The sequence below is a fragment of the Actinoplanes sp. NPDC051346 genome (assembly GCF_040682215.1).
Lineage (GTDB): Bacteria > Actinomycetota > Actinomycetes > Mycobacteriales > Micromonosporaceae > Actinoplanes.
Genome location: NZ_JBFBAJ010000003.1, coordinates 269,607 through 292,384 on the forward strand (window position 1 = coordinate 269,607; position 22,778 = coordinate 292,384).

Annotated in this window: 16 protein-coding genes and 2 pseudogenes; 6 read left to right on the forward strand and 12 right to left on the reverse strand. The window is 70.2% G+C overall.

All coding sequences use genetic code 11. From position 1 onward, the window contains the following. Positions 1-22 precede the first annotated feature (22 nt). Complete coding sequence (locus AB0M36_RS09570; RefSeq protein ID WP_364154873.1) at positions 23-3,877, reverse strand: hypothetical protein; 3,855 nt, start codon at positions 3,875-3,877, stop codon at positions 23-25. Between the two features lie 294 nt (positions 3,878-4,171). On the opposite strand from AB0M36_RS09570, the gene AB0M36_RS09575 reads away from it, so the two are divergent. Further along, a complete protein-coding gene (locus AB0M36_RS09575; protein WP_364154874.1) occupies positions 4,172-5,569 on the forward strand; it encodes a M36 family metallopeptidase in 1,398 nt (465 codons plus the stop codon). Between the two features lie 177 nt (positions 5,570-5,746). Here AB0M36_RS09575 and AB0M36_RS09580 read toward each other — a convergent pair whose 3' ends face one another. Then, positions 5,747-5,887, reverse strand: a complete 141-nt coding sequence (locus AB0M36_RS09580) for a hypothetical protein (protein ID WP_364155441.1) — start codon at positions 5,885-5,887, stop codon at positions 5,747-5,749. On the opposite strand from AB0M36_RS09580, the pseudogene AB0M36_RS09585 reads away from it, so the two are divergent. Further along, a pseudogene (locus AB0M36_RS09585) lies at positions 5,877-5,936 on the forward strand (hypothetical protein); the annotation flags it as partial. The gene AB0M36_RS09580 and the pseudogene AB0M36_RS09585 sit on opposite strands and share 11 nt — an antisense overlap. 285 nt (positions 5,937-6,221) lie before the next feature. Here AB0M36_RS09585 and AB0M36_RS09590 read toward each other — a convergent pair. Beyond that, positions 6,222-6,917 carry a class I SAM-dependent methyltransferase gene (locus AB0M36_RS09590; protein ID WP_364154876.1) on the reverse strand — a complete coding sequence of 232 codons (696 nt, stop codon included), beginning with the start codon at positions 6,915-6,917 and terminating at the stop codon, positions 6,222-6,224. 120 nt (positions 6,918-7,037) lie between these two features. Between AB0M36_RS09590 and AB0M36_RS09595 the strand changes: the two genes are divergently transcribed. Next, on the forward strand, positions 7,038-7,922 hold the full coding sequence (locus AB0M36_RS09595; RefSeq protein ID WP_364154878.1) for a phosphatidylinositol mannoside acyltransferase: 885 nt from the start codon (positions 7,038-7,040) through the stop codon (positions 7,920-7,922). 267 nt (positions 7,923-8,189) lie between these two features. Here AB0M36_RS09595 and AB0M36_RS09600 read toward each other — a convergent pair whose 3' ends face one another. From AB0M36_RS09600 to AB0M36_RS09610, 3 genes are all read right to left on the reverse strand, one after another. Continuing rightward, entirely contained in the window at positions 8,190-8,819 is a 630-nt protein-coding gene (locus AB0M36_RS09600; protein WP_364154879.1) for a fibronectin type III domain-containing protein, read from the reverse strand. Positions 8,820-8,933: 114 nt separating this feature from the next. Next, on the reverse strand, positions 8,934-10,352 hold the full coding sequence (locus AB0M36_RS09605; RefSeq protein ID WP_364154881.1) for an amidase: 1,419 nt from the start codon (positions 10,350-10,352) through the stop codon (positions 8,934-8,936). An 85-nt stretch (positions 10,353-10,437) separates the two neighbouring features. Then, positions 10,438-11,841 (reverse strand): PLP-dependent aminotransferase family protein, encoded by a 1,404-nt coding sequence (locus AB0M36_RS09610; RefSeq protein ID WP_364154882.1) that lies wholly within the window; start codon positions 11,839-11,841, stop codon positions 10,438-10,440. Positions 11,842-11,939: 98 nt separating this feature from the next. Between AB0M36_RS09610 and AB0M36_RS09615 the strand changes: the two genes are divergently transcribed. Continuing rightward, a complete protein-coding gene (locus tag AB0M36_RS09615) occupies positions 11,940-12,956 on the forward strand; it encodes a DMT family transporter (RefSeq protein ID WP_364154883.1) in 1,017 nt (338 codons plus the stop codon). 12 nt (positions 12,957-12,968) lie between these two features. Here AB0M36_RS09615 and AB0M36_RS09620 read toward each other — a convergent pair. From AB0M36_RS09620 to AB0M36_RS09640, 5 genes and pseudogenes are all read right to left on the reverse strand, one after another. Beyond that, a pseudogene (locus tag AB0M36_RS09620) lies at positions 12,969-13,190 on the reverse strand (hypothetical protein); the annotation flags it as partial. 22 nt (positions 13,191-13,212) lie between these two features. After that, the gene (locus AB0M36_RS09625) at positions 13,213-13,956 is read right to left on the reverse strand and encodes a hypothetical protein (protein WP_364154884.1); all 744 of its coding nucleotides are present in this window, start codon (positions 13,954-13,956) and stop codon (positions 13,213-13,215) included. Between the two features lie 151 nt (positions 13,957-14,107). After that, entirely contained in the window at positions 14,108-14,797 is a 690-nt protein-coding gene (locus AB0M36_RS09630) for an SGNH/GDSL hydrolase family protein (protein WP_364154885.1), read from the reverse strand. An 11-nt stretch (positions 14,798-14,808) separates the two neighbouring features. Continuing rightward, the gene (locus tag AB0M36_RS09635; RefSeq protein WP_364154887.1) at positions 14,809-15,876 is read right to left on the reverse strand and encodes an alpha/beta hydrolase-fold protein; all 1,068 of its coding nucleotides are present in this window, start codon (positions 15,874-15,876) and stop codon (positions 14,809-14,811) included. Then, the gene (locus AB0M36_RS09640; protein ID WP_364154888.1) at positions 15,873-16,814 is read right to left on the reverse strand and encodes a hypothetical protein; all 942 of its coding nucleotides are present in this window, start codon (positions 16,812-16,814) and stop codon (positions 15,873-15,875) included. The genes AB0M36_RS09635 and AB0M36_RS09640 overlap by 4 nt, the downstream gene beginning before the upstream one ends. Positions 16,815-17,066: 252 nt before the next feature. Between AB0M36_RS09640 and lysX the strand changes: the two genes are divergently transcribed. Together lysX and AB0M36_RS09650 are read left to right on the forward strand one after the other, a co-directional pair. Beyond that, positions 17,067-20,441, forward strand: coding sequence for a bifunctional lysylphosphatidylglycerol synthetase/lysine--tRNA ligase LysX (gene lysX, locus AB0M36_RS09645; RefSeq protein WP_364155414.1), 3,375 nt, complete (start codon positions 17,067-17,069; stop codon positions 20,439-20,441). Positions 20,442-20,569: 128 nt separating this feature from the next. Further along, entirely contained in the window at positions 20,570-22,207 is a 1,638-nt protein-coding gene (locus AB0M36_RS09650) for a methyl-accepting chemotaxis protein (protein ID WP_364154890.1), read from the forward strand. 4 nt (positions 22,208-22,211) lie between these two features. On the opposite strand, the gene AB0M36_RS09655 is transcribed toward AB0M36_RS09650, so the two are convergent. Continuing rightward, positions 22,212-22,700 (reverse strand): hypothetical protein, encoded by a 489-nt coding sequence (locus tag AB0M36_RS09655; RefSeq protein WP_364154891.1) that lies wholly within the window; start codon positions 22,698-22,700, stop codon positions 22,212-22,214. Between the last annotated feature and the right edge of the window lie 78 nt (positions 22,701-22,778).

Consider the following 22,778-nt stretch of genomic DNA (forward strand, 5'->3'; position numbering starts at 1 on the left):
TCGGACTATCCGTTGAACCCGGTCACCGGCGAACGACGACCGCCGCGCTCTGCGCCTTGCCGTCGGCGTGTCCCGGCCGGACGGCGATCACCGTCACCGTGAGCCGCTTGCCGCGCATCGCCGCGGTGAGCTTCAGCGACGAGCCGCCCGCGCCGCGGACGACCGCGCCGTTGAGCCGCCACTCGTAGCGGAACGCGGTCGGCTTCGGCCGCCAGTTCCCCACGGCGGCGGTCACCTTGCGGCCCACCTTCGCGGTGCCGCGGATCGCCGGCTTCGACGTCGCCTTCGCGGCCGGGCCCTTGCCGACCGCCGCGGACGGCGCCGAGGTCGCCGTGGCCGACGTGGCGCCGGCACGCTTCCCGGTCACCCGGACGGTGAGCCGCTTGCCGACCAGAGCCGCCGGGATCACGTACGACCGCGCGGTCGCCCCGTTGATCGCGACACCGCCCGCGAGCCACTGGTACGCGTACGAGGTCGCGGCCGGCGTCCACGTACCCGTACCGGCGGTGACCGTGCCCCCGACCACCGGCTTGCCGGCGATCGTCGGCGCGGTCGTCGCGCGCAGCACCGGCGCGACCACCTGCAGGGCGCCAGCCAGTTTCGCCGTCTCGATGCCGGCGGCGAACGAGCGGACCTCGATGGTGGCCGGGCCCGCCGCGGCGGACGTCAGGTCGACCTCCGCCGTCAGGGCGGTTCGGTCGGCGGAAACCGTCTTCACCGTCGCGGTGATCGGCCCCTTGCCGGCCGGCGTGACCGTGACCGTGTCGCGCAGGTGCAGCGACGTGCCGCGGACCGTGATGGACCGGGTGGCACCGGCGGTCAGGGCGGTCGGGGCGACCGCCGTCACGGCGAACGTGCTGTCACCGCACAGCGGCGTGGCGCAGGTCGCCGTCCACCGGTACGGATGAGGCGCCCGGTCCCCCGCGGTCAGCAGGAACGCGGTCTGCTCGACCGGCGCCCGGCCCGACGGGCACGAGAAGGAGCCGGCGGTCCCCGTCGTGCACTGCTGCAGCCCGGCGCTGGCGGTCACGGCGAACAACCGGGTCGCCAGGCCGAACCCGTCGGTGGGCGTCACCGGGTTGGTGAGCTCCAGGCGGAGATCACGGCCCTGGCGGGCGGTGGTGAGCAGGCACACCGGCGCGTCGGTCGTGGTCAGCGTCCCGGTGTACGGGCCGAAGCCGTAGGCGCTGGAGGGAACGGCCGTGCACTCCTTCGCCGGCCCGCCGGCCGTCCACATCTTCCAGGCGTCCAGGTGGTAACGGTCGTCCCGGACCAACTGGTCGCCAAAGACGAGCACCTGGTAGCGGGCCTTGCCAGCCACGGAGCAGGTGTCGGCGACGACGCCGCACCCCACCTGGGCGCCGTCCGCGTCGAGGACGAGCGTCCGCACCATGCCCTTCGCGTTCCGCACTCCGAACACCAGCTGGTCTGCGGTCTCCGCCGCCACCTGGTAGCAGTGCACGTCCGCGCGGGAGGCGATGGTGCCGGTCGTCGACGGGCCGCCCAGGGAGGTCGGGCGAAGCTCACGGCAGTTGGCCGCCGTGCCAGCGACGTCGCGGCGGGAGAGGGCGTACGAGCCGGCTGCCACCGGGCTTTCCACCAGGACTGTCGCCGCGCCCGCACCGAACCGGCACAAGGTGAAGTCGTCGTCGCCCGCCCCGGTGGTACGACAGATCAGCTCACCGTTCTCGTCGACCACGGACACCCGCGCCCGCGCCAGGAAGTCGGTCTTGCGGATGCTGACGACCTCGGCAGCGCTGTGCGCCGACGCCGGCACGCTGAAGCAGCGGACGTAGTGGCCGCTGTCGAAGGACACCGCCTGTCGGTCCGACGCCGCGGACGATTCGGCGGGGAGGACCGGACAGGTCGGGTTGCCGCCGAGGCGTACGAAGGTGAGCGGGTAGACGACGTCCTGGTCGGTGCCGGCGCGCCGGTTCAGGAACGCCCGGAACGGGGCGGTACCCTGCAGAACGCAGCCCTGCTCGGACAGAGTGGGCAGGTCACAGACGGCGTTGCCGGCCGCGTCCTGCACCGACAGTTCCACCGTCCGGGTTGTCGCGGTGTCCGTCGGGCGCACCACGCGCAGGCGGGCGCCCGCCGGGGTCGACAGGGTGAGGCAAGCGATGCCGCCGGCACGCACCTCGACGTTCTGAGCGGCCGACTGGGGTTCGTCCGACGCCGGCGCGCAACCGGTGTCCGGGCCGCCGGGTTCCGGCAGGAAGACCGTGGCGTAGCTGTCGCTCTTCACGGCCGTCAGCCGGTACCGGCCGGCCGCCGGGAACGTGCACCACCCGGTCTCGCAGACGCGGGTGCCCTGGCTGTCGGTCACCGTTCCAGCGCCGCGGCGGTTCGAGCCGTCCACCAGTTCGACCCGGTACCGGCCCGCGGCGGGCACGACCAGCAAGCGGCATGAGTCGTCGGAGAGGTCGCCCGCCGGGCTCTCGCCGTACCGGCCCGGCCGGACCGGAGCACAGCCCTCGGCGTCCCTGACGAGCTTGAAGTGCAGGGAGTATGCGCCTCGTGCGGCCTTCTCGTCCCACGATCCGGCCACGATGGCCCGGTACGGTCCGGCGCCCTTCAGCGGACAACTGGCCGGCGCGGAGGCGTCAACGCCGACTGATCCCCGCCGGGGCTCGATACCGCAGATCGGCGCGCCGGTCGCATTGGTCAGCCAACCGTTGCCCACCGTGAAGGCCTGCACCAGGTCACCCTGGTCGGCTTCGATGAGGTGGCAGTCGACCTGCAACGGCGACTGCATCCTGACGAGCTCGAGCCGGGTTTTAGTGACCGATCCGAGCTTCGAGGAGCATCCTTGCGTGCCGGCGAGCGGGTACATCGCGAGCTGGACATCGCGCGACTTGGTGGTGGCAGAGTCGCTGACGATGAGGGTGTACGTCCCGTCGCTCGAGAAGACGCACCGGTGACCGAGCTTCACCGGTGTGCACGTCACCTCCTTGCCGGCGCTGTCGAACACCTGCCGGAACAGGCTTGCGGTATCCGAGACGACCAGGTGAGGGCCGGCCGACGCCGCGAAGGTGAAGCAGACCGGTCGGCCGTCGGCGACCGTCGCGGAGACGGCACGGTCACCCGGTCCGCCGAACGCCGCGAGCGACGACTCGCGGCAGCCCGTGGGCTCAGACATCCGGGTCGTGGTGAGGTGGTAGTCCACCTTTTCGCCGTCGATTTCGACCAGGAACAACCGGTACGGTCCGGATCCCCGAAGGACGCACTCCCGGAGCTTCTTGGCGTCACAGACCTCGTCGCCTTCGGCGTTGCGCACCTCGCCCTGCAGGAAAGCACCGGCACCGGCCGGTTTCGGGTCGATACGCACGACGGCACCGGCCGGCTGGTCGAATCGGTAGCACGTGCCGACCGACCCGGCGGGCAGGGCGTCGTCGCGGCCGGGAGCGGAGACCGCGAACGCGGCAGCCGGCAGGTCGGCGCAGCGGGACGGGTTCGTCCGGGAGTCCACCGCGAGCACGTAGTCGGTCGCCTGTGCGGCCCCGATGACGACCAGGGTGTGTTCGCCGGCCTTCGGGACGACACACTCCGCCACCAGGAAGCGGGGCTGGCAGAAGGAGGCGTTCTCGTCGGCGTCCGCGAGTTCCGCCCGCACGCGGCGGTCCGGCGACAGGACGCGCACCGCGAGACGTTCGCCGTCGGAGGCGGTGGTCACCGTGAAGGTGTGCCGGGCGGAGGCTTCGAGCTCCGGACAGGTGACGGGCGTGCCGAGCACGATCGGCCGACCACAGGCGTCGTCAGCCTTGGCGGCCACCGGGGCGGCGGCCGCGGCGCGCACCAGGGTGGCCGGTCCGGTGGCCCCGGCCGGCGCGGCCGGCCCGGTCAACAGCCCACCAATCAGCGCAAGGCCGGTCATCGCGGACACGGCGATCCGACCGGCGCGACCTCTGCCGCGTCGGGTTCGCGGACCGAACAGGCGAGTCATTGACACTAACCCCCGTAGATACATCAATGAACAGTCGGAGCATCGTGCCATGACCCGCCCCGTAGTGATCAACCGGGATGACGCACGTCACGCGCCTGCCGGTCGGGCACCACGTCGATCTTCGACCACCACGAACGCCGCACCGACCTCTACACAAAGACAGGTATCGATGGAGATCGGAAGCGACTAGCATCGATGGATCTACGTGCGACAGTGGGAGAAGCGTTGAAGAAAACACCGCTCGTGCTCGCATCCGTTCTCGTCACCAGCCTCGCCACGACGCTAGCGGGACCTGCCGTCGCCGCACCGGCCGCCGTTCCCGGCGACCTGCGGCAGCTCCAGACCCGTCAGTCGTTGCTCGGCACCCACAGCTGGTATCAGCAGACCTTCCGGGGAATCCCCGTCTTCGGCGGCTACTACGCCGTCCACAAGACCACCGACGGCACCGTGACAACCGCCGACGGCCGCAAGGCGATCACCGGCCTGGCCGGCACCGCCGCGGCGCTCACCGAACAACGAGTCCGGTCCGCGGTGGCCGGGCGGCTCGGCAGGCAGCCCGCCCGTTCCGAACTCGTCATCGTCCCGGGCCCGACCGCCAAGCTGGCCTGGCAGACCCTGACCCCGACCGCGCGGGGCACGGTCCGGTCGCTGGTCGACGCGGGCAGCGGCGCCGTGCTGCGCGAGGAGAACACGGTTCGCGAGGCCAACGGCACCGGCCAGGTCTTCGATCCGAACCCGGTCGTCGCCCTGCAGGACGAGTCGCTCACCGACCAGGACGACACCGAGTACGCCACGCTGAAGGCGGCCTACCGGCAGGTCACGCTGCGCCACCTCGACCCGGACAAGGACACGCTGCAAGGCTCGTACGCGAACAACATCAGTGAGCCCGCCGTCACCTCCGCGGACCGCTCGTACGTCTACCCGCGTTCGGATCCCGGCTTCGAGCAGGTGAACACCTATTACGGCATGACCGCGGCCCAGGACTACATCCACCGGCTCGGGTTCGTCGACGTCAACAACGAGCCGCAGGACTACGCCACGACCGGCCTCACCGCGGACAACTCGTACTACGACCCGTCGGTGGACGGGATCACCCTCGGCACCGGCGGCGTCGACGACGCCGAGGACAACGAGGTGATCTGGCACGAGCTCGGCCACGCGATCCAGGACGACCAGGTGCCGGGCTTCGGCAGCACGGTGGAAGCGGGCGCGATCGGCGAGGGATTCGGCGACTACTGGGCCGTGACGATGTCTCAGGCGACCAGCCCCGACACCGCCGTCACGCCGCTGGCCTGCGTCATGGACTGGGACGCCACCTCGTACACCGATGACGAACCGCACTGTCTGCGCCGTACCGACACCGCCAAGCTCTACCCCGGCGACCTGGTCGGTCAGGTCCACGCCGACGGCGAGATCTGGTCGCACGCCCTCTGGGACGTCAACAAGGCGCTGGGCCGCACCAAGGCCAACCGGATCATCCTCGAGGCGCAGTTCCGCTTCACCCCGGACGTCACCATGCCCCAGGCGGCCGAGGCTACGGTCGCCACCGCCCGCGTCCTCTACGGCATCCGCGGCGCCAACCAGACCCGCAAAGCCTTCCAGGCCCGCGGAATCCTCTCCTAGTGTCGTGAGTCGTTGAATCGTCGTCAGTGGGCACGGCGGCGTGTATGCCGCTTCCGCAGTCGTGCCCACTGACGGCTTACGGCATCAGTACCCAATGGACAGTCGTGGACATGACTAGACGGCACTGACCACTCTCCTGGCCTGGAGAGTGGTCGCCTTCCGGCGTGAGGCTGTGCGTCATGAGCTTCGGACGTACGCGTTTTTCATCGTCAGGGGCGCGGTCTCCGGCGCGGCGTCGCGGACGATGGTGCCGGCATCAGGGTTTTCACCAACGTGGGTGACGGAACGGAATTCAACGGTGCACATGATGCCGAACACGAACTATGCCGGCGCCCGCGTCGCCACCTTGCGGGCGGCGGTCGAGCTGTACGGAAAGGGCAGCCCGGAGGTCAAATCCGTCAAGGGCGCCTGGAACGCCGTCGGCGTCGACGGCACCGGAACCGTTCCTCCCGCACCCACGGCCCGGCGTTGCACTTCATCGGCGGCCGCTACGACAAGGTCGGCGGCGACGTCATTCTGTGGCTGCAGGCGCCCGACCCGCAGCGCCAGAAGGTCACAAACCTGAGCTGGATCGTCGAATAGGCGGTGAAGAGGTGATGGCGACCATGCTCTGGGGTCGCCATCACCTCGCCACGGTGATCGAGGGACACACTCAGGGCATCAGGAAGTAGATCATCGGGTTGTCGGGGGTCGGCCGAACCGGCTCGGTCAGCCCGAGCTCACCCTTCAGCTTGGTGAGCGCGCGGTTGCTCTCCGGGTCCTTCGCCGCCGAGGGCGTGAAGAACTCGACCTTCTTGTCGGCGAGCCACTTGGTAACCACGGCGCCCTCGGTGAACGGGAGGGTGCGCTTGCCGTGGAAGACGTCGTGCACGCTGGTCGGCGTGCCGGACCGCATCAGCGGGAAGAGGTGGTCGATGTACCACCGCGCGAACTTGGCGCCGTGGTCGGCGTCGATGAAGAGGTAGTCGGTCTCCGGCACCTTGCCGAGGCTTTCCCGCATGTCGCCCTGGTTGAACGTCCAGCGACCCTCGGAAAGCTCGGCCGGGACGTTCTGGGTCACCGTGCTGACGATGTCGAACGAGTGCAGCTGCCCCACTCCGTTGTCCCGCAGCGCGCTGAGCAGCCAGGTCGTGGACCACCCATAGAAGGTCCCGATTTCCACCACGTTGGCGGGCCGGGCCTCACGAACGAGCAGGTAGGTGATTTCGGCCTCAAGATCATCAAGCTGAGGCTTCATCGATTTGCCACGCTCCTGCAGAAACGAGCGCTGCGCGTCCCGTACTGCAGCCAAATCCTTGCTGTACTTGGAGTACAGCGAGGAGATGAAGTCGAGGGTAATGGGTTCCACGGTTCCTCCGGAGTGTCTCGATCGCCAACCACTCTAGATGACCTGCCCCTCCACCACCGTGGCGCCGTCGGCGGCCCCGCGATACTCGGCGAAATATCGCGCGCAATTCGGGAGAACAGCATGAGAGAACACCTGATCGCCTGGCTTTACGGCCTGGGCTGGGCGGTCACGGGCCGGTTACCACGGCGCCCGGCGGATCTGCTGTTCCGTACGATGGCCGACCTCACCTGGCGCCGACACGGCCCAGCCGTGCGCCAACTCGAATCGAATCTCGCGCGGGTGACCGGTGCACCCGCCGACGGCGCCGAGGTACGCAGCCTGTCGCGCGCGGCACTACGGTCATATTTTCGATACTGGCGTGAATTCTTCAGCCTGCGCACCTGGCGTCCGGAGCACATTCTCGACCTCGTCAGGATCGACTCGCTGGCACCGATCCGGGACGCGCTCAGTCAGAACCGCGGCGTGATAGTGGCGCTTTCCCACAGCGGAAACTGGGACCTGGCCGGCGCGGCACTCGTGCGGCTCGGTCATCCCTTCACCACGGTCGCTCAGCGACAGCGACCGGAGAGCCTGCACCGACGGTTCGTCCGCCATCGGACCGCGCTGGGAATCGAGGTTCTGCTCGCCGACGACACCCGCCGGACCGTCACCACGCTGACCGCGCGGCTGCGGGACGGCGCGGTGGTATGCCTCCTGGCGGACCGGGACGTGTCCGCGAGCGGCACCCGGGTCCTGTTCTTCGGCCGCACCACCACGATGCCGGGTGGCCCGGCCCACCTGGCCCTGCGCACCGGCGCCGCGCTGATCCCGGTCGCCAGCTGGTACGACGGTCCCGTCCTCCGGGTCCGCGTGCACCCGGAAATCCCGGCACCGGGGGTCGGATCGTCACGGGAACGGGCGGCTCGGATGACCCAGGAACTCGCCGACGTGTTCGAGGCCGAGATCCGGGCGCACCCACAGGACTGGCATGTCCTGCAACCGGTCTGGGAGCCCCCGTCGCATTGACGACCCGAGCCCCACGCGACGGCAGTTCGCCGGGGCCAGGCAGATCGGCCAGACCCACTCCGTACCGTACGAGGCGCAGGTGACGGACACGGCGCCGGATCGCAGCGCCACCTCAGCATGGACTTCGGAGTGCCGCAGTACGGCGCCACAGCTCACGCGGTCTGGCGCGTCACCAAGGTGACCGCGCACGACGGGCGGGGCAACGAGGTCACCGCGAACGCGGCCGAGGCGGCGCCGGTCCTCAGCTACAGATCGCTGGAGCGCGCCTCAGCGGGTGGTCACGACGGCGGAGCGGGCGACGGTGGAGGCGAGGGTGCCGTTCTGCCAGGAGGTGGCGCGGACGACATCGACGGAGAACACGTACGACGTGCCGCGCCGCAGCCCCGTGAGGGTGGCGGAGAGCGTGGCGCATCCGGCGCCCGGCGTGACCTCATGCCACCGCAGCGGGGTCTGTTCGCCGGCGTCCAACTGCTGGGAGATGCTGGTGATGCGGTACTTCAGCACGCTCGAGTCCCGGGAATGGAACCACCGGACGATGGCGCTGGTCGTGCCGACTTCCACGTCCAGCCCGGAGATCTTGCCGGGCTTGTAGTTGCCGACACACCGGGGATCCGTCGAGGTGCCGACGTTCTTGCGGGGAGGCGGCGACGCGGTCGGCGGGGTGAGCGTGGGTTCCGCGGTGGGCGTGGGTGTGGGTGTGGCCTTCGCCGGGACCGGCTTGTCCTGCCGGGAACCCTCCTTCACGAGGATCCAGCCGGCCGTCGGTTCGGTCGCCGCCGGCGCGGCATCCTTCGAACCGCCCGCGCCGCCGAGCGCCTCAGGCACCTCACAGCCACCGAGCGTGACCGGGATGAGCGCCGCGGCCGCCAACCGTAGACCCCAGGTGCGAATAGGCATTGGTTCTCCATCCCGTCGGCCGCGTCAGGGAATGGTTCGGCCGCCGACGGACCTGACTGAGGCGCTTTCCCAGGTCGCACCCGTCCTGCGTCCCGGAGACCGCAGCGTGGGCGGTTATGGAGCCAATGTCTGATTCGCCGGCGGCCGGTGCCGGGCCCACTGCTGGTCGTCTTCCAGCTGCGCGGCGAGCGAGACCAGCAGCGGCTCGCTGTCGGCGGGACCCAGCAGTTGGGCACCGACCGGCAACCCGTCCGCGGTGAAGCCGGCCGGCACGTTCACGCCGGGCCAGCCCAGCACGTTCCACGGCCACGCGTACGGGCAGGCGGCGATGATCGCCCGGTCCGTGCCCCAGCTGGACAACGCGGCGAAGGCGCCGATCTTCGGCGGCGGCGTAGCCGTGGTCGGTGTCAGCACCACGTCGAACCGGTTGAAGACGGCCCCGATCCGACGGCGCAGACCGGAGTCGGCGGCCCAGGACAGGCGCAGTGCGGCGCCACCCAGCAACCGACCCTGCCGTGCGGTGTGCCGGGTCCTGGGATCCAACACCGCTCTGTCCGGCACCCTCTGCGTCCAGTCCCGCACTCCGCTAGCCGCCCGCGGAACGAAAGCCAGGCCGATCAGCCCGTACCGGGGATCCGCCTCCACGACGTCGTGGCCGAGTCGACCCAGGGTCGCCGCCAGGCCGGTGACGGCACTTCGCACCGCCGGGTCCAGCGGCCGGGAAATGCCACCGGCGAAGGCACTGCGAAACGACAACGCGATGCGCAGACGACCCGGATCGCGCTGCACGGCCGGCAGCACCCGCAACGCCGCCGGACGATGCAGATCGCCGGCGTGGCTGCCAGCGGCCGCGTCGAGCAGCAGCGCGGCGTCCCCGACGGTACGGGCCAACGGCCCGTAGCCGGTGAGACCGTTGAAGGCCTCCGGGTGCGGCCACGTGGAAATACGCCCCCGCTGAGGCTTGATGCCGACCAGGTGGGTCCAGGCGGCCGGGATGCGCACCGAACCCGCGCCGTCCGAGCCGAGAGCCGCCGCTACCAGGCCCGCGGCGACCGCGGCCGCCGCGCCGCCGGAGGATCCGCCGGGGGTACGGTCCAACGCCCACGGGTTGCGGGTGGCCCCGAACGCCGGCCCCTCGGTGAATGGCCACTGCCCCAGTTCACAGGTATTGGTCTTGCCGACCACGATGGCGCCGGCGGCGCGCAACCGGCGTACCGCCTCGGCGTCGACCTGCTGCGGCGGAAACTCACCGTCACAGCCGAACGCCGTCGGATCCCCCGCCACGTCGATGTCATCCTTGACCGCGATCGGTACGCCGAGCAGCGGCAGCCTTTCACCGGCGGCGAGTCGACGGTCGGCCGCGTCCGCCTCGGCGAGCGCGGCGTCGGGCCGCACCCGGCGAAAGGCGTTGAGCGTCGCCTGAGCCGCGTCGATGCGCTGCAACGCCTGCTCGACCAGCGACCGCGACGTGACGGTGCCCTCGGCGAGAGCCCGTGCCTGGGCGGTGAGGCCGGCGGAGGCCACATGGACCATGGGAGTCCCCTGTCGTCGTCGCGGTGAAACGAAACGAACGATAGGCATTGATGGGCCGCCAAGCATAGCTTGATCTCAATAAATGTCAGGTCAACGTCCCGACAGCGGCCGCCAGGGCCCTGACCGCGCCGATCAGAGCATCAGGGGTATGCCGGGCGTAGCCGACAACGAGGCCAGGCGATGCCGGGCGATCGCGGGTGAAGTGCTCTGCGCCGTGTAGCAGCACTCCTGACCGTCGGGCAGCTTTCACCAGGGAGCGCTCGTCGAGGTGCGAAGGAAGCGTCAGGAAGGAATGGAGGCCGACTGACGAGCTCGTTTTCAGCTCCGGCAGGTGCGCGTCGACCGCTCCGACGAACGTGGTGAGCCGCTCGTGGTAGCGCTTGCGCATCCGGCGCAGATGCCGTTCCAGCCGTCCGGTGGCGATGAACTCGGCGTACGCCAGTTGATCCAGCGTCGAAGCACCAAGATCCTGACGAGCTCGGGCCCGCTTGAGCGCGGGCATGAGATGTGCCGGGACTGCCAACCATCCCAGGCGCAGGCCCGGGGCCAACGTCTTGCTGGCCGAGCCGCCGTACGCGACGTGGTCGGGGTCGATGCCCTGCACCGAGGCGGGCCGTCGTGGGCTGTCGAACCAGAACTCGGCATCGTAGTCATCCTCGACGACGAGACCGTCGACCTGTCGCGCCCACGAAGTCAGGCCCTCGCGTCGGCGGTCCGACAGGACAGCCCCGGTCGGAAACTGGTTCGCCGGGGTCAGCAGGACGGCCCGCGCCCCGGAAGCCGCGAGAGCCTCCACGTCGAGTCCCTCGGCGTCCACCGGGATGCCGACGGTATTCAGGCCGATGCCCTCGATGAACCGGCGCTGTCCCGGATGGCCGGGATCCTCCACGGCGACGGCGGTGTGCCCCATCTCGGCGAGCATGGTGCACAACAAGGCGAGGCCCTGGGCGAAGCCGGCGGTGAGCATGATGGTGTCAGCCGAGGTGCGGGCGGCTCGGACCCGGCCCAGGTACGCGGCGAGTTCCCGGCGCAGCTCGACCACTCCGCTCAGGGAGGGGTATTCCAGGTGTGCCGGGGTGGCCGTCTGAAGCACCTGTTGAAGGCACATCGACCACTCGCCTCGCGGGAAGCCGCTGACGTCGGCCAGTCCGGTCCGGAGATCCCAACGGATCGGCGGGTCGGTGGATGCCGGTTCCTCGCTCTGTGGTGCGCGGGCCGCCGGGGAGGCGATGGTAAGCGCATGACGCGCCACGCGGGTGCCGGAGCGATCGACGGATACGAGATAGCCCTCAGCGCTCAGCTGCTGGTAGGCCTCCACCACCACGCTGCGAGCAAGTCCCAGGTCGTCGGCGAGGCGGCGGCTGGACGGTAGCGGGGCGTCCGGCCGCAGCGTACCGGCCTCGATCATCTGCTTGATGCCGCTGCGAAGCTGCTCGTGCAGCGGTCGAATCGATCCTCTGTCGACCGAGAGCTGGAGGTGCCACGCCATCTCGACTGTCCAAGCCTTCCCCGTCCGGTCCGGTGGTCTGCCAAACCGGTGGTCAACTGGTCCGCTTCGTCGGCTCCTGACGAACATACGGTGCTGCCATGACGAGCTACCGTGGTGCCGCGTACGGCATCGGCGCGATGACCCTGGTAGGCAGCTCCGCCGCGGTCCTCGCCGGAATCAGCGACTATCCGACATTCGGTGGACAGCTGGTGCGCTACGCCGGCGCGACGCTGGTTCTTCTCCTGGTGATGCGTGTTCAACACGTATCACATCTGAGCCTGTCACGAGCCGAGCTGGGGCGACTGACGCTACTGGCGGCCACCGGGCTGGCCGGCTTCAACGTCTGCTACGTGCAGGCGGTCCGGTACGCCGACCCGTCCAGCGTGGGCGCGGTCGTGGGCGGCGTGCCGATCGTGCTGGCCGTCATGGACCCGATGCTGCGCCGGCGATCTCCGAGCATGCGGATCGTGGCCGCGGCCCTGGTGGTCGCCGTCGGCGTCGCGATCACCCAGGGGTACGGCGGCGGCAGTCTTGCCGGCCTGTCGTGGTCTTTGGGTGCGCTGGGTGCGGAGGTGGCCTTCTCGTTGCTGGCCGTCCCCGTCCTGCCACGGCTGGGTCCGATCCGGGTGTCGACCTACGCGTCGGCCCTGGCCGTGCCGGTGCTGCTGATCGCGTCGCTGGTGGCCGACGGTCGCCACGCGCTGCCCGTACCGACTCAGGCACAGGCTCTGAGCCTGCTGTACCTCGCCGTCGTCGTCACAGCGTGGGCATTCGTCCTGTGGTACGCGGCGATCAGCCGCCTCGGCGCCGACCGAGCCGGGCTCAGCGCGGGCGTCGCACCGGCCAGCGCGGTCGTCGCCGCCGCGGTCCTGGGTACCGGCCAGCCCTCCGGTGCCGACGTGGTGGGTGCGGTCATCGTGGGCTTGGGCGTCGTCATCGGTCTGGCACCTGACCGGCGGTCGCGGTCCGGGGCCGAGCCGTCAGCGCAGCAGAACGGCGATCAGATCCGCGCCCAGCGCGGCCGTCGCCGACAGGTCGAGCTGGTGGCTGACGTAGCAGCCGCGTCGGGTCGTCACGGTGAGGCCGGCCTTCTTGAGGACCGCCAGGTGCCGTGACACCTCCGGGGCGCTCAGCTGCCACGCCTCCGCGAGTTCGCCCGTCGTGCGCGGCCCGCGCGCCAGAGTTCGGCACAGCGGCAGCCGGGGGCGGAGACGGAGACGAGGTGGGGACGGCCGAAGGCGGTGGGGATGAAGGTCATTCCGTGCTGGCGGGGGCCGCCGCTGTCCGGCGCTGGGCCCCCGCGGTCTGACCGGACACGGACCCCGAGAGGGACGCTTTGCGCGCGTCACCGCCTCGGGGTCCGACAGTGGGTCAGAGAACGGTCGCGGTGGCGACGACCTTGCCTCGGTGTGCCTGGCGCGGATCGCCGTAGCGAACCTCGGTGCTGCCCGAGCTCAGCTGGAACTGGGCCTGGGTCCAACTGGTCACCGTCTGGAACAGCATGTCGCCTCCGACGAGGAAGCCGCCTTCCTGCTGACGGGTGGCGGGGTTGTAGCGGTAGTACACGCCACCGCTGGGGACCTGCGGGCGCTTGGCCACCTTGAGCACCGACACGGTGCCGCCGCCGATGCTGGGCTGGGTGCCGAGTTCGAGGTTGGTCACGCGGTAGCGGGCGACGGTCTGCTCGGCGTAGACCCCGGCGCTGGTCGGGTCGTCGACGTTGCCGAAGCGCACCTGGGTGGTGCTGGTGCGGGGCTGGAACTCCATCATCGTCCAGTCGGGCGTGCTGTGGATCACCATGTCGCCCTGGTAGATGAAGTCGACGACCTCACCGGTCCTCGGGTCGAACAGGAAGTACTCCCCGGTCCCGCTGTCGGCCGGCGACTGGAGCTTGAGCACCTTGACCGTTCCGCTCGGCCAGGTGGGCTGCGTGGCCCAGGCGAGGTTCCACAGTCTCGTCTCGGTGAGCGTCGATGACGAGCTGGCAGTCGCTGCCGCGGCCTCGGCGTGCGAACGGGGAGCGGCGTTGGCCGCCGCGCCCGCTGCCACGCCGCCGGCCACGACGCACACCGCCAATGCTGCGTGCAGGCCGGTGCGGAGCATACGACGTTTCACGGGTGCCTCCTGATACCTGGAATCGGTAAGCATGAACACGATGGACGGTAGCGTGATGCGCCCGAATGCGAAATACGTGAAGTATTGACGTAATTGAACTTTATGACCATGGGTACGCCCGGACGACAAGGCGTGGAAACGCGCGGGAACGTCAGCCGGGAAATGCCGTGAACGGCTTGCCGACCGGCGGGATGAGGCGGGCGATCGCCGTGTGGCCGGCGGAGTCCGGATGGTCGCCGTCGTCGATCAGCAGCGAGGTCGCGTCCTTTCCCCCGTCGGGCCCGTGGAACGCGGGATCGGTCGAGACATAGGCGGCGCCGCTTTCGGAGGCTGCCGCTTCGAGCGCGTCGTTGATGGCGCGGGTCGTCTCGACGGACGCCTCGACCCCGCTTTCGCCGTATTCGTCCAACCCCGCCTTGCCGTCGCGGACGACGTTCCAGTAACCGAGCACGACCACGGTGGTCTGGTGAATTTCCTGGATGCCGTCGATCGTCTCGCGCACATTGGCGTGGACGTCGGCCGCCGCGGCGGCCACAGCGGTCGAGTCGGTGAAATCGTCGGCTACGTCATTGGCGCCCACCATGAGCAACACCTCGTCGGCCCGCCGCAGGGCGTCGCGCACGGTCGGATCGCCGAGTTGCGCGCGGACCTGGGCCGAGGTGAGTCCGGTCTCCGCCAGGTTGAGGGAGAGAGCGTTCTCGTGGCGGGCGTACAGCTCCGGGAACGCCGAACAGGCGCATCCGGTGCCGGCCGGCACCGAGTCGCCGAGCGTGACCACCGTCGGCCGCACCGGCGCGGTCCCGCCCGGCTCGCATCCGCCCACGAGCGTGAGCAGCAGCATCGCCGCCGTGGTCAGGGCAGTGGCCGACCCAGCTGAGCGGAGAGCCAGTTGAACGCGGGGGCTTCCATCTGACGCCAGACCGCGTGGTTGTGACCGCCGCGTTCCACCTCGGCCGTCGTGAGCGAGATCGGTGGCCGGGCGGCGCGGGCGATGAGCAGGGAATCGCGGCGGATCTTCTCCTCGTCCTTCGCCCACCCGATCCAGAGTGCCATAGCGGGCCGGGGCATGTGTTGCAGCCGCCACGCTACGTTGTGCTCGGTGTGTTCCTTACCGTCGCCGACGACGATTCCCGGTCCCGCCAGGCCGGACATGCTGGCGGCGGCCGCGTACTTGGTGGGGTTCCGCAGTGCCAGGCTGGTCGCGCAGTAACCGCCGGCCGAATAGCCGATCAGACCCCAGCCGGCACGGTCGGTGCGGACCCGCAGGTGCGCCTTGGCGAAGGCCGGCACGTCGACGGTCAGGAACGTCTCGGTCTGCGGTCCGCCCCGCATGTTCGTGCATTCGGTGTCGAGCAGCTGCCGCGGCGTCTGGAAGGGGAACAACACGACCGTGGGCGCCATCCGGCCGGCGGCGATCTCGGCGTCCAGGACCGATTGGACCTCGAGCTTCTTCAGCCACGTACGCGGGGATCCCGGATAGCCGTGCGCCGCCTGCACCACCGGGAACCGCTGGTTGCCGGTGCCGTAGGCGGCGGGCAGGTAGACGTACATGCTCAGGGTGAGTCCGCTGGCCTTTCCCTTGACTTTGAACGCGCGGATCGTGCTACGCGCCGACGCGGTCGAGGTCGTGGACGCCGAATCGGGCTCGGAGAGCTCAGGCTCGGCGGCGTCGGGCTCGGATTCGTCGGACTCCGTCCCGGAGGCGACGGAATCCGCTTCGGGGTCGACGTACGCCTCGGTCATCCGATTCAGCTGCACCAGCACGGTGACGGTGACGCTGAGCAGCGCGGCTATGACGCCCACCGTCCGCAGCACCACCCGCAACCGCCCACCGCGCTCCCAGGTCACCGCGATCAGGAGGGCGGTCAGCACCACGGCCGTGAGACCGGTGATCAGCAGCGGAGTTCCTGCGAGGTTCATTCGGTCTTTCCTGTCGGCAGCACCAGCGGCGGCGCCAGCGGCGGGCTCAGGTGCGCGGTGGTCCAGGTGATCGCGGTGCGCCACGCCTTCGGCGCGGCGGTGGTTAGCACGGTCACCGTCGATGGCAACTTCGGGGAGCTTCCCGACGGCTTGACCGGGCCCACCACCGCCACGGCGGTTCCGGCGGGTGTGTGACCCAGTGCCGCGGTGAACGGCTTCGGGGCGTTCTGCACCAGGGCCATGGCGCTGAATTGCGTCGGCAGGGCCCGGACGAGTCGCCCGGCCAGGGTGACCTCCCCCGCGCCGGCCACCAGGGCCCAGCGGTCCGAGGTCACGCGAAAGGCTCGACGCAGACTGGGCAGCAGAGTGCGCAGCGCCTGGGCGTTTGTCGCCCGCGTGGGTATCAGCGTCACCATCACCACGCCGGGCACCGGGTCCGCGACGACACCGGACGCGCCGAGGACGACGAGGACCGGATAAGGCCTCGAGTCAGCCGCGGGATATGCCGGGGAATATTCGGACGGCACCGTCACCGTCGGCGTCGCCGCGAGGCGCCAGCTCTTCAGGTCCGGTGGCTCCCACGTCGTTGTCGACCGTCCCGCGAGAGTGCCGTCCAGTTCACCGACCAGCGTCGGAGCAGTCGCGGTCTCGGTGCCGGTGTCGCCGGCCAGAGCCGACCAGGATGGGTAGAACTGTTCCGAGCGGTTCGCCACCAACCCCACGCACAGCACCACCAGGACCTCGGTCACCAGGACCCCGAGGGTGCGGACGACGAAGCGCCAGCGGCCGAACCGGGACCAGAGCAGGATCGTCATCGCGGCGGACACGACCGCCACGAACCCCGCCACGACAAGCAGGGGAATCCCCGTCAGGCTCATGAAGACGCCGACCCACCGGCTCTCACCACGGCCGCGCCCGACGGCCGACTCCCTACGCATCTGAACACCATGGTCTCGCCTTTCCATCGATTGCCGCCGGACAGCATCGCGGACCGGGTGTGTGGACGCCGTCAGGTGCCGCGACGCTATCGCGACACGCACAACCGGTTACCACCATGGCCGGCCGCCGAATGCGTGACGAGATGATCGCGGGGTGGCGGACGTCTCGTATCGTCGCGTCCCGTCGGACTGATGGGGGCGGAGATACTGGTGAATGCGACGGCAGAAAAGGTGACGGCACCCGCGAAAGGGGTGACCGAATCGCCTGGGTCCCCGCGTCGGGACTGGCGTGCGTCGGTGCCGAAGGTGGCCGCCAGGGTTCTCTTCGCGGTGGCGGTGTTGTGCGCGCTGGCCGCGGTCAGTGCCGCCTTCGGTGCCCGGCTGCTCCCGCTGCGCCGACTGGTCGACGCCCTGCTCATGCCCGCACCGGCGAACCTGGGCTACGCCGTCTTCCTGACCATGCTCGCGGTGGGCGTCAACAACCGCAAACGCGTAGCGTACTGGCTGCTCATCAGCTATTTGGGGCTGCAACTGGTCACCGACGCGACGCTGCTGTTCGTGCGGCTCGAACGCCCTCCGCCGGCCTGGACCCACATTCCCGACCGGCATTGGTGGTTCCTCGCCGGGAACCTGGCGGTGACCCTGGTCATGCTCGCCGTGCTCGCCCGCGCACACCAGCAGTTCTACGCCCGGGTGCAGCGCGCCAGCCTGCCGAAGGCCCTCATCACGGTGGGCGCGATGATCACCGTCTTCTCGCTGATCGGCTGGGGACTCGTGGCGGCCTTCCCCGGGTCGCTGCGTCGCAACGGTCTCTATGAGCTTTCGTACGCCGTTCGCCAGGTCACCGGCGGCGCGTTGGACCTGAACGTCCACCGGGCCGGAATGGCTCCCGGCTGGATCAACCTCGTCCTCGGCTTCTTCGGCGCGCTGACCCTGCTCACCGCCTTCGCGGTGCTGCTGCGTTCCCAGCGGGCCGCCGCGTCGCTTGACGTCGAGGAGGAAAGCCGGGTCCGAGAACTGCTCGACACGTACGGCCAGGACGACTCGCTCGGCTACTTCGCCACCCGACGCGACAAGGAAGTCATCTTCGCGCCATCGGGTCGGGCCGCGGTGACGTACCGGGTGGTCGGCGGCGTCAGTCTCGCCAGCGGCGACCCGATCGGTGACCGGCACGCGTGGGGTCCGGCCATCGCCGCCTGGCTCCAGGAGGCCCGGGAGTACGCCTGGACACCGGCCATCATGGGTGCCGGAGAGGCGGGCGCGACCGCCTACGCCCGGGCGGGGATGCGGGTGCTGGAACTCGGCGACGAGGCGATCCTGCGGCCCGCCGCCTTCAGCCTCGAGGGCCGGGAGATGCGCCAGGTGCGCCAGGCCGTGGCGCGGGTCGAACGGGCCGGTTACACCGTACGCATCCGCCGTCACCGTGACATTCCCGCCGCCGAGATGGACCGCATCGTCTCGCTGGCGTCCCGCTGGCGTGACACCGAGACCGAGCGGGGCTTCTCGATGGCCCTCGGTCGGCTCGGCGACCCCGCCGACGGCGCCTGCGTCCTGGTGGAGGCGCTCGACCGCAACGGCGCCGAGGCGGCGCTGCTGTCCTTCGTGCCGTGGGGCGGCGACGGCTTGTCGCTCGATCTCATGCGCCGCGACCGGACCCTGGACAACGGCCTCATGGAATTCATGGTGGCCACCCTGATGGAGGAGGCACCGCGGCTCGGTGTCACCCGGGTGTCGCTGAACTTCGCCGTGTTCCGGGCCGCCTTCGAGGAGGGCGCGCGCATCGGGGCGGGACCGGTGCTGTTGGCGTGGCGGCGGCTGCTGCTGTTCCTCTCCCGCTGGTTCCAGCTGGAGTCCCTCTACCGATCCAACATCAAGTACCAACCTCAGTGGATTCCGCGGTTCCTCTGTTTCGAGGACGTCAGCGACCTGGCGAAGGTCGGCTTCGCCTCGGCCGTCGCGGAGGGCTTCATCGAGGTGCCCAGCCTGCTGACCCGGCTGCGGCGCGGCCGGACCGCGGCGGCGACCCAGGCGGCAACGGGCCCCCGGATTCCGCTCCCCCGGGTCTCCAGCGACGCCGCAACCGAGCCCGTGTCCGACGCCGAGGCCGCCCGCGAATCCGGACTGAGCGAACAGACCCGGGTACGGCTGGCGAAGCTGTCGGCGCTGCGCGCGGAGGGTGTCGATCCGTACCCGCCCGGCTTCGCGCGTACCCACGGCTGCGGCACGGTGCGGCCCGCACACGAGGGCCTGGCACCCGACACCGCCACCGGGCAGAGGGTGTCCGTCGCCGGCCGGCTCGTGCTGCAACGCGACCACGGCGGCGTGTGTTTCGCCGAGCTGCGCGACCCGAGCGGTGACCTGCAGATCATGCTGACCGTCGACCGGTTGGGACGGCGGGAGCTGTCGCGGTGGCGCGGCAGCGTGGACCTGGGCGACCACGTCGGAGTCACCGGCGAGGTGGTCACCTCCCGCCTCGGCGAGATCTCCGTGCTGGCCGACTCGTGGACGATCACCGCGAAATGCCTGCATCCGTTGCCCGACAAGCGCCGCGGGCTCGCGGATCTGGAAATGCTGAGCCGACGGCGCCACCTCGACCTCATCGTGCGTCCCGCCGCCCGCGACATGCTGCGCATCCGGTCGGCCGCCGTCCACGCGCTGCGAACCGTGCTGATCGGGCGGGATTTCCTCGAGGTCGAGACGCCGATCCTGCAGCCGGTGCACGGCGGCGCGAACGCCCGCCCGTTCGTCACCCACAGCAACGCCTACGCCATGCCGCTGTACCTCCGCATCGCCCCGGAGCTCTACCTCAAGAGGCTGGCCGTCGGCGGCGTGGAGAAGGTCTTCGAACTGGGCCGGGACTTCCGCAACGAGGGTGTGGACGCGACCCACAATCCCGAGTTCAGCATGCTGGAGGCCTACGAGGCATACGGCGACTACACCTCCATGCGTACGCTCGTTCGCACCCTCATCCTCGCCGCGGCGACGGCCGCGCACGGCGCCCCGGTGGCCCGCCGCGACGGCGTGGAGATCGATCTGGACACGCCGTGGCCGGTCGCGACGGTCCATGACGCGGTCTCGGCCGCCGTCGGGGAACCGGTCTGCCCGGACACCGACGTCGCCGACCTGCGCCGACTCGCCATGGCGACGGGCGTGGCCCTGCAACCCGGGTGGACCGCGGGCCAGATGGTCCTGGAGATGTACGAGAAGCTGGTGGAGAAGCACACCCAGGAGCCGACGTTCTACACCGACTTCCCGACCGAGGTGTCGCCGTTGACCCGGGCGCACCGCGACGAGCCGCGCCTCGCCGAACGCTGGGACCTGGTCGCGTTCGGCATGGAGCTGGGCACGGCGTACACCGAACTGGTCGATCCGGTGGAACAGCGGCGCCGGCTCACCGCCCAGTCGCTGCGCGCGGCCGACGGTGACCCGGAAGCCATGCAGCTCGACGAGGACTTCCTGCAGGCGCTGGAGTACGCCATGCCACCCACCGGCGGTCTCGGGCTGGGCGTTGACCGGCTCATCATGATGTTGACCGGGCGCAGCATCCGCGACACCCTGCCGTTCCCCCTCAACCGCCCGGCGGCCCGGCGGCCGCAGGAATACCAGGCGGCATCTATCGACGCGTGAAACGATCGGTGATCGCGGTTCGGCCCTCGCGGCGGTCCGGTCCTCGCCATACTCGGATCTGGGCACATTCCGGTCACGCTGAGCTACGGCCGGCCGCCCGTCGTGATTCGCCTATCGCAGGGGCTTCCATGACAACCGACACCTCCACCGACCACCCCGCAGGCCGCAAGCCGCGCTATCTGCGGGTACAGGACTGGCCGACGGCGACGAAGCTGACCGCCGCTTTCCTGCTGGTCGCGCTGGTCGTGATGGCGCTCGGCGCCATCGCCGTGAGCAGGCAGGAGGCCGCCGAGAAGCGGATCAACACCTTCTACTCGGACATCACCCTGCCCATTCGCGACCTCGGCCGGATACACACCCTGTTGGCCGACTCCGACGCGCTGGTCACGGAGATGTTCGTCCAGGCCGACCAGGCCGGGGTGCGCGCCGTCCAGGAGCGGGTGAAGAAGGCCGACGCCGACCTGGACGCGCTGTTCGCCGGGTACGCGGCCGGCGACATGACCGGCCGCGAGCAGGCCCGAGACGGGTTTGTCGACGCGCTCAAGCGCTGGCGGGAGAGCCGCGACACCACGTTGGTGCCGATCGCGCTGGGCAGCAATTCGGGAGACGAGTATCGGGAGGCGCGTGAAAAGACCAGCGGGCCGATCCTCGACGAGGCTCAGCAGCGACTCGACCAGCTCATCGCCGGGGAGGAGAGCGACGGCCGGGTGTTCCTCGCCGACAGCGCCGCCGCCTCCCGGTCGTCGCTCATCCTCACCGGGGTGGCCGTGGGCATCGCGGTTCTCATCAGCATCGGCCTGGTCTTCGTGCTGCGCCGGCTCGTGGTGGTGCCGCTGCGCCGGGCCTCGGATGTGCTCGGGGCGCTCGCGGACGGGCGGCTGGACCAGCGCCTGGACGTCGCCAGCGCCGACGAGGTCGGGACCATGGCCCGGGCGCTGAACCGGGCGCTGGAGACCCTCGACACGACGATGCACCGGATCGCCGGCAGCGCGACCGCGCTCAACGCGGCCTCCGCGGAGTTGTCCGCGACCGCCTCGCAGATGTCCGCCGGTGCGGCGGAATCGGCGGAGCAGACCGGCACCGTCTCCGCCTCCGCCGACCGGGTCTCCGCGAACGTCCAGATGGTCGCGGCGGGTACGGAACAGATGGACGCCTCGATCCGCGAGATCGCAACGAATGCCGCCGGCGCGACCGCGATCGCCGCCGAGGCGGTCACCATGGCCGAGAACACGGCGGCGACGATGCAGCGGCTCGGCACCTCGTCCACCGAGATCGGCAATGTGATCAAGCTGATCACGTCCATCGCGGAGCAGACCAACCTGCTGGCTCTCAACGCCACCATCGAGGCCGCCCGCGCCGGCGATGCCGGAAAGGGCTTCGCCGTCGTCGCCAGCGAGGTCAAGGACCTGGCTCAGGAGACGGCACGCGCCACCGACGACATCGCCGGGCGGGTGCAGGCCATCCAGTCCGACACGGCCGCCGCCGCCACCGCGCTGGAGGGCTTCTCCTCGGTCATCGGCCGGATCAACGACTCGCAGACCACGATCGCCTCGGCGGTGGAGCAGCAGACCTCCACGACCAGCGAGATCTCGCGGAACGTGGCCCAGGCCGCCGAGGGCGCCACGGACATCGCCCGCAACGCCTCACAGGTGGCCGACACCGTGCAGGAGACCAACGTCGGCGCGAACGACACCGCCCGCGCCGCCCAGGACCTCACTCGGATGGCGGCCGAGCTGAACCAGCTCGTCGGGCAGTTCCACTTCTGAGCGGTTATCGCGGGCCGGGCGGGCGGCGCAGGGAGCGGACGTTCGCCTCGGTCGGCTCGTCGCCGGCGGCCGCGCGCATGGCGTTGAGGTAGCCGTCGGTCTCGCGTTGTTCGCCGAACTCCGCGAGGCGCTCGAGGACCACCTGCCACTCGCGATCACGGTCGGTCGCGAGCTGGGCCCGTACCTCGGTCAGCAGGTCCTTGATCTGATCCGGGCCGGCGGGTTGGTCGCCGAGGCGGCGCAGGATCTGGTCGCGGGCAAAGGCCACCAGGACCGCCAGCCAGGCGAGCACGAAGATCCCCGTGACCACGATGAGTACGGCGATGCCCCGCACGTTCGGCGGCGGGCCGGGCGGGAGCCCGAGGCCGGGCGGCGGCCCGGGCCGCTCGGGAAAGCCCACGATGGACGTGATGACCAGGGCCCCGGTCGAGGCGATCGCCACCACGAGACAACCGACGAGCAGCTTGCTCATCTGGAAGTGAAGCCCGCTCACGGATAACCCGCGATCGGCTGCGGCCCGCGAAGTCATGCAGCCGAGATTACGGAGTAAACCGGCGTGACGCGAATTACA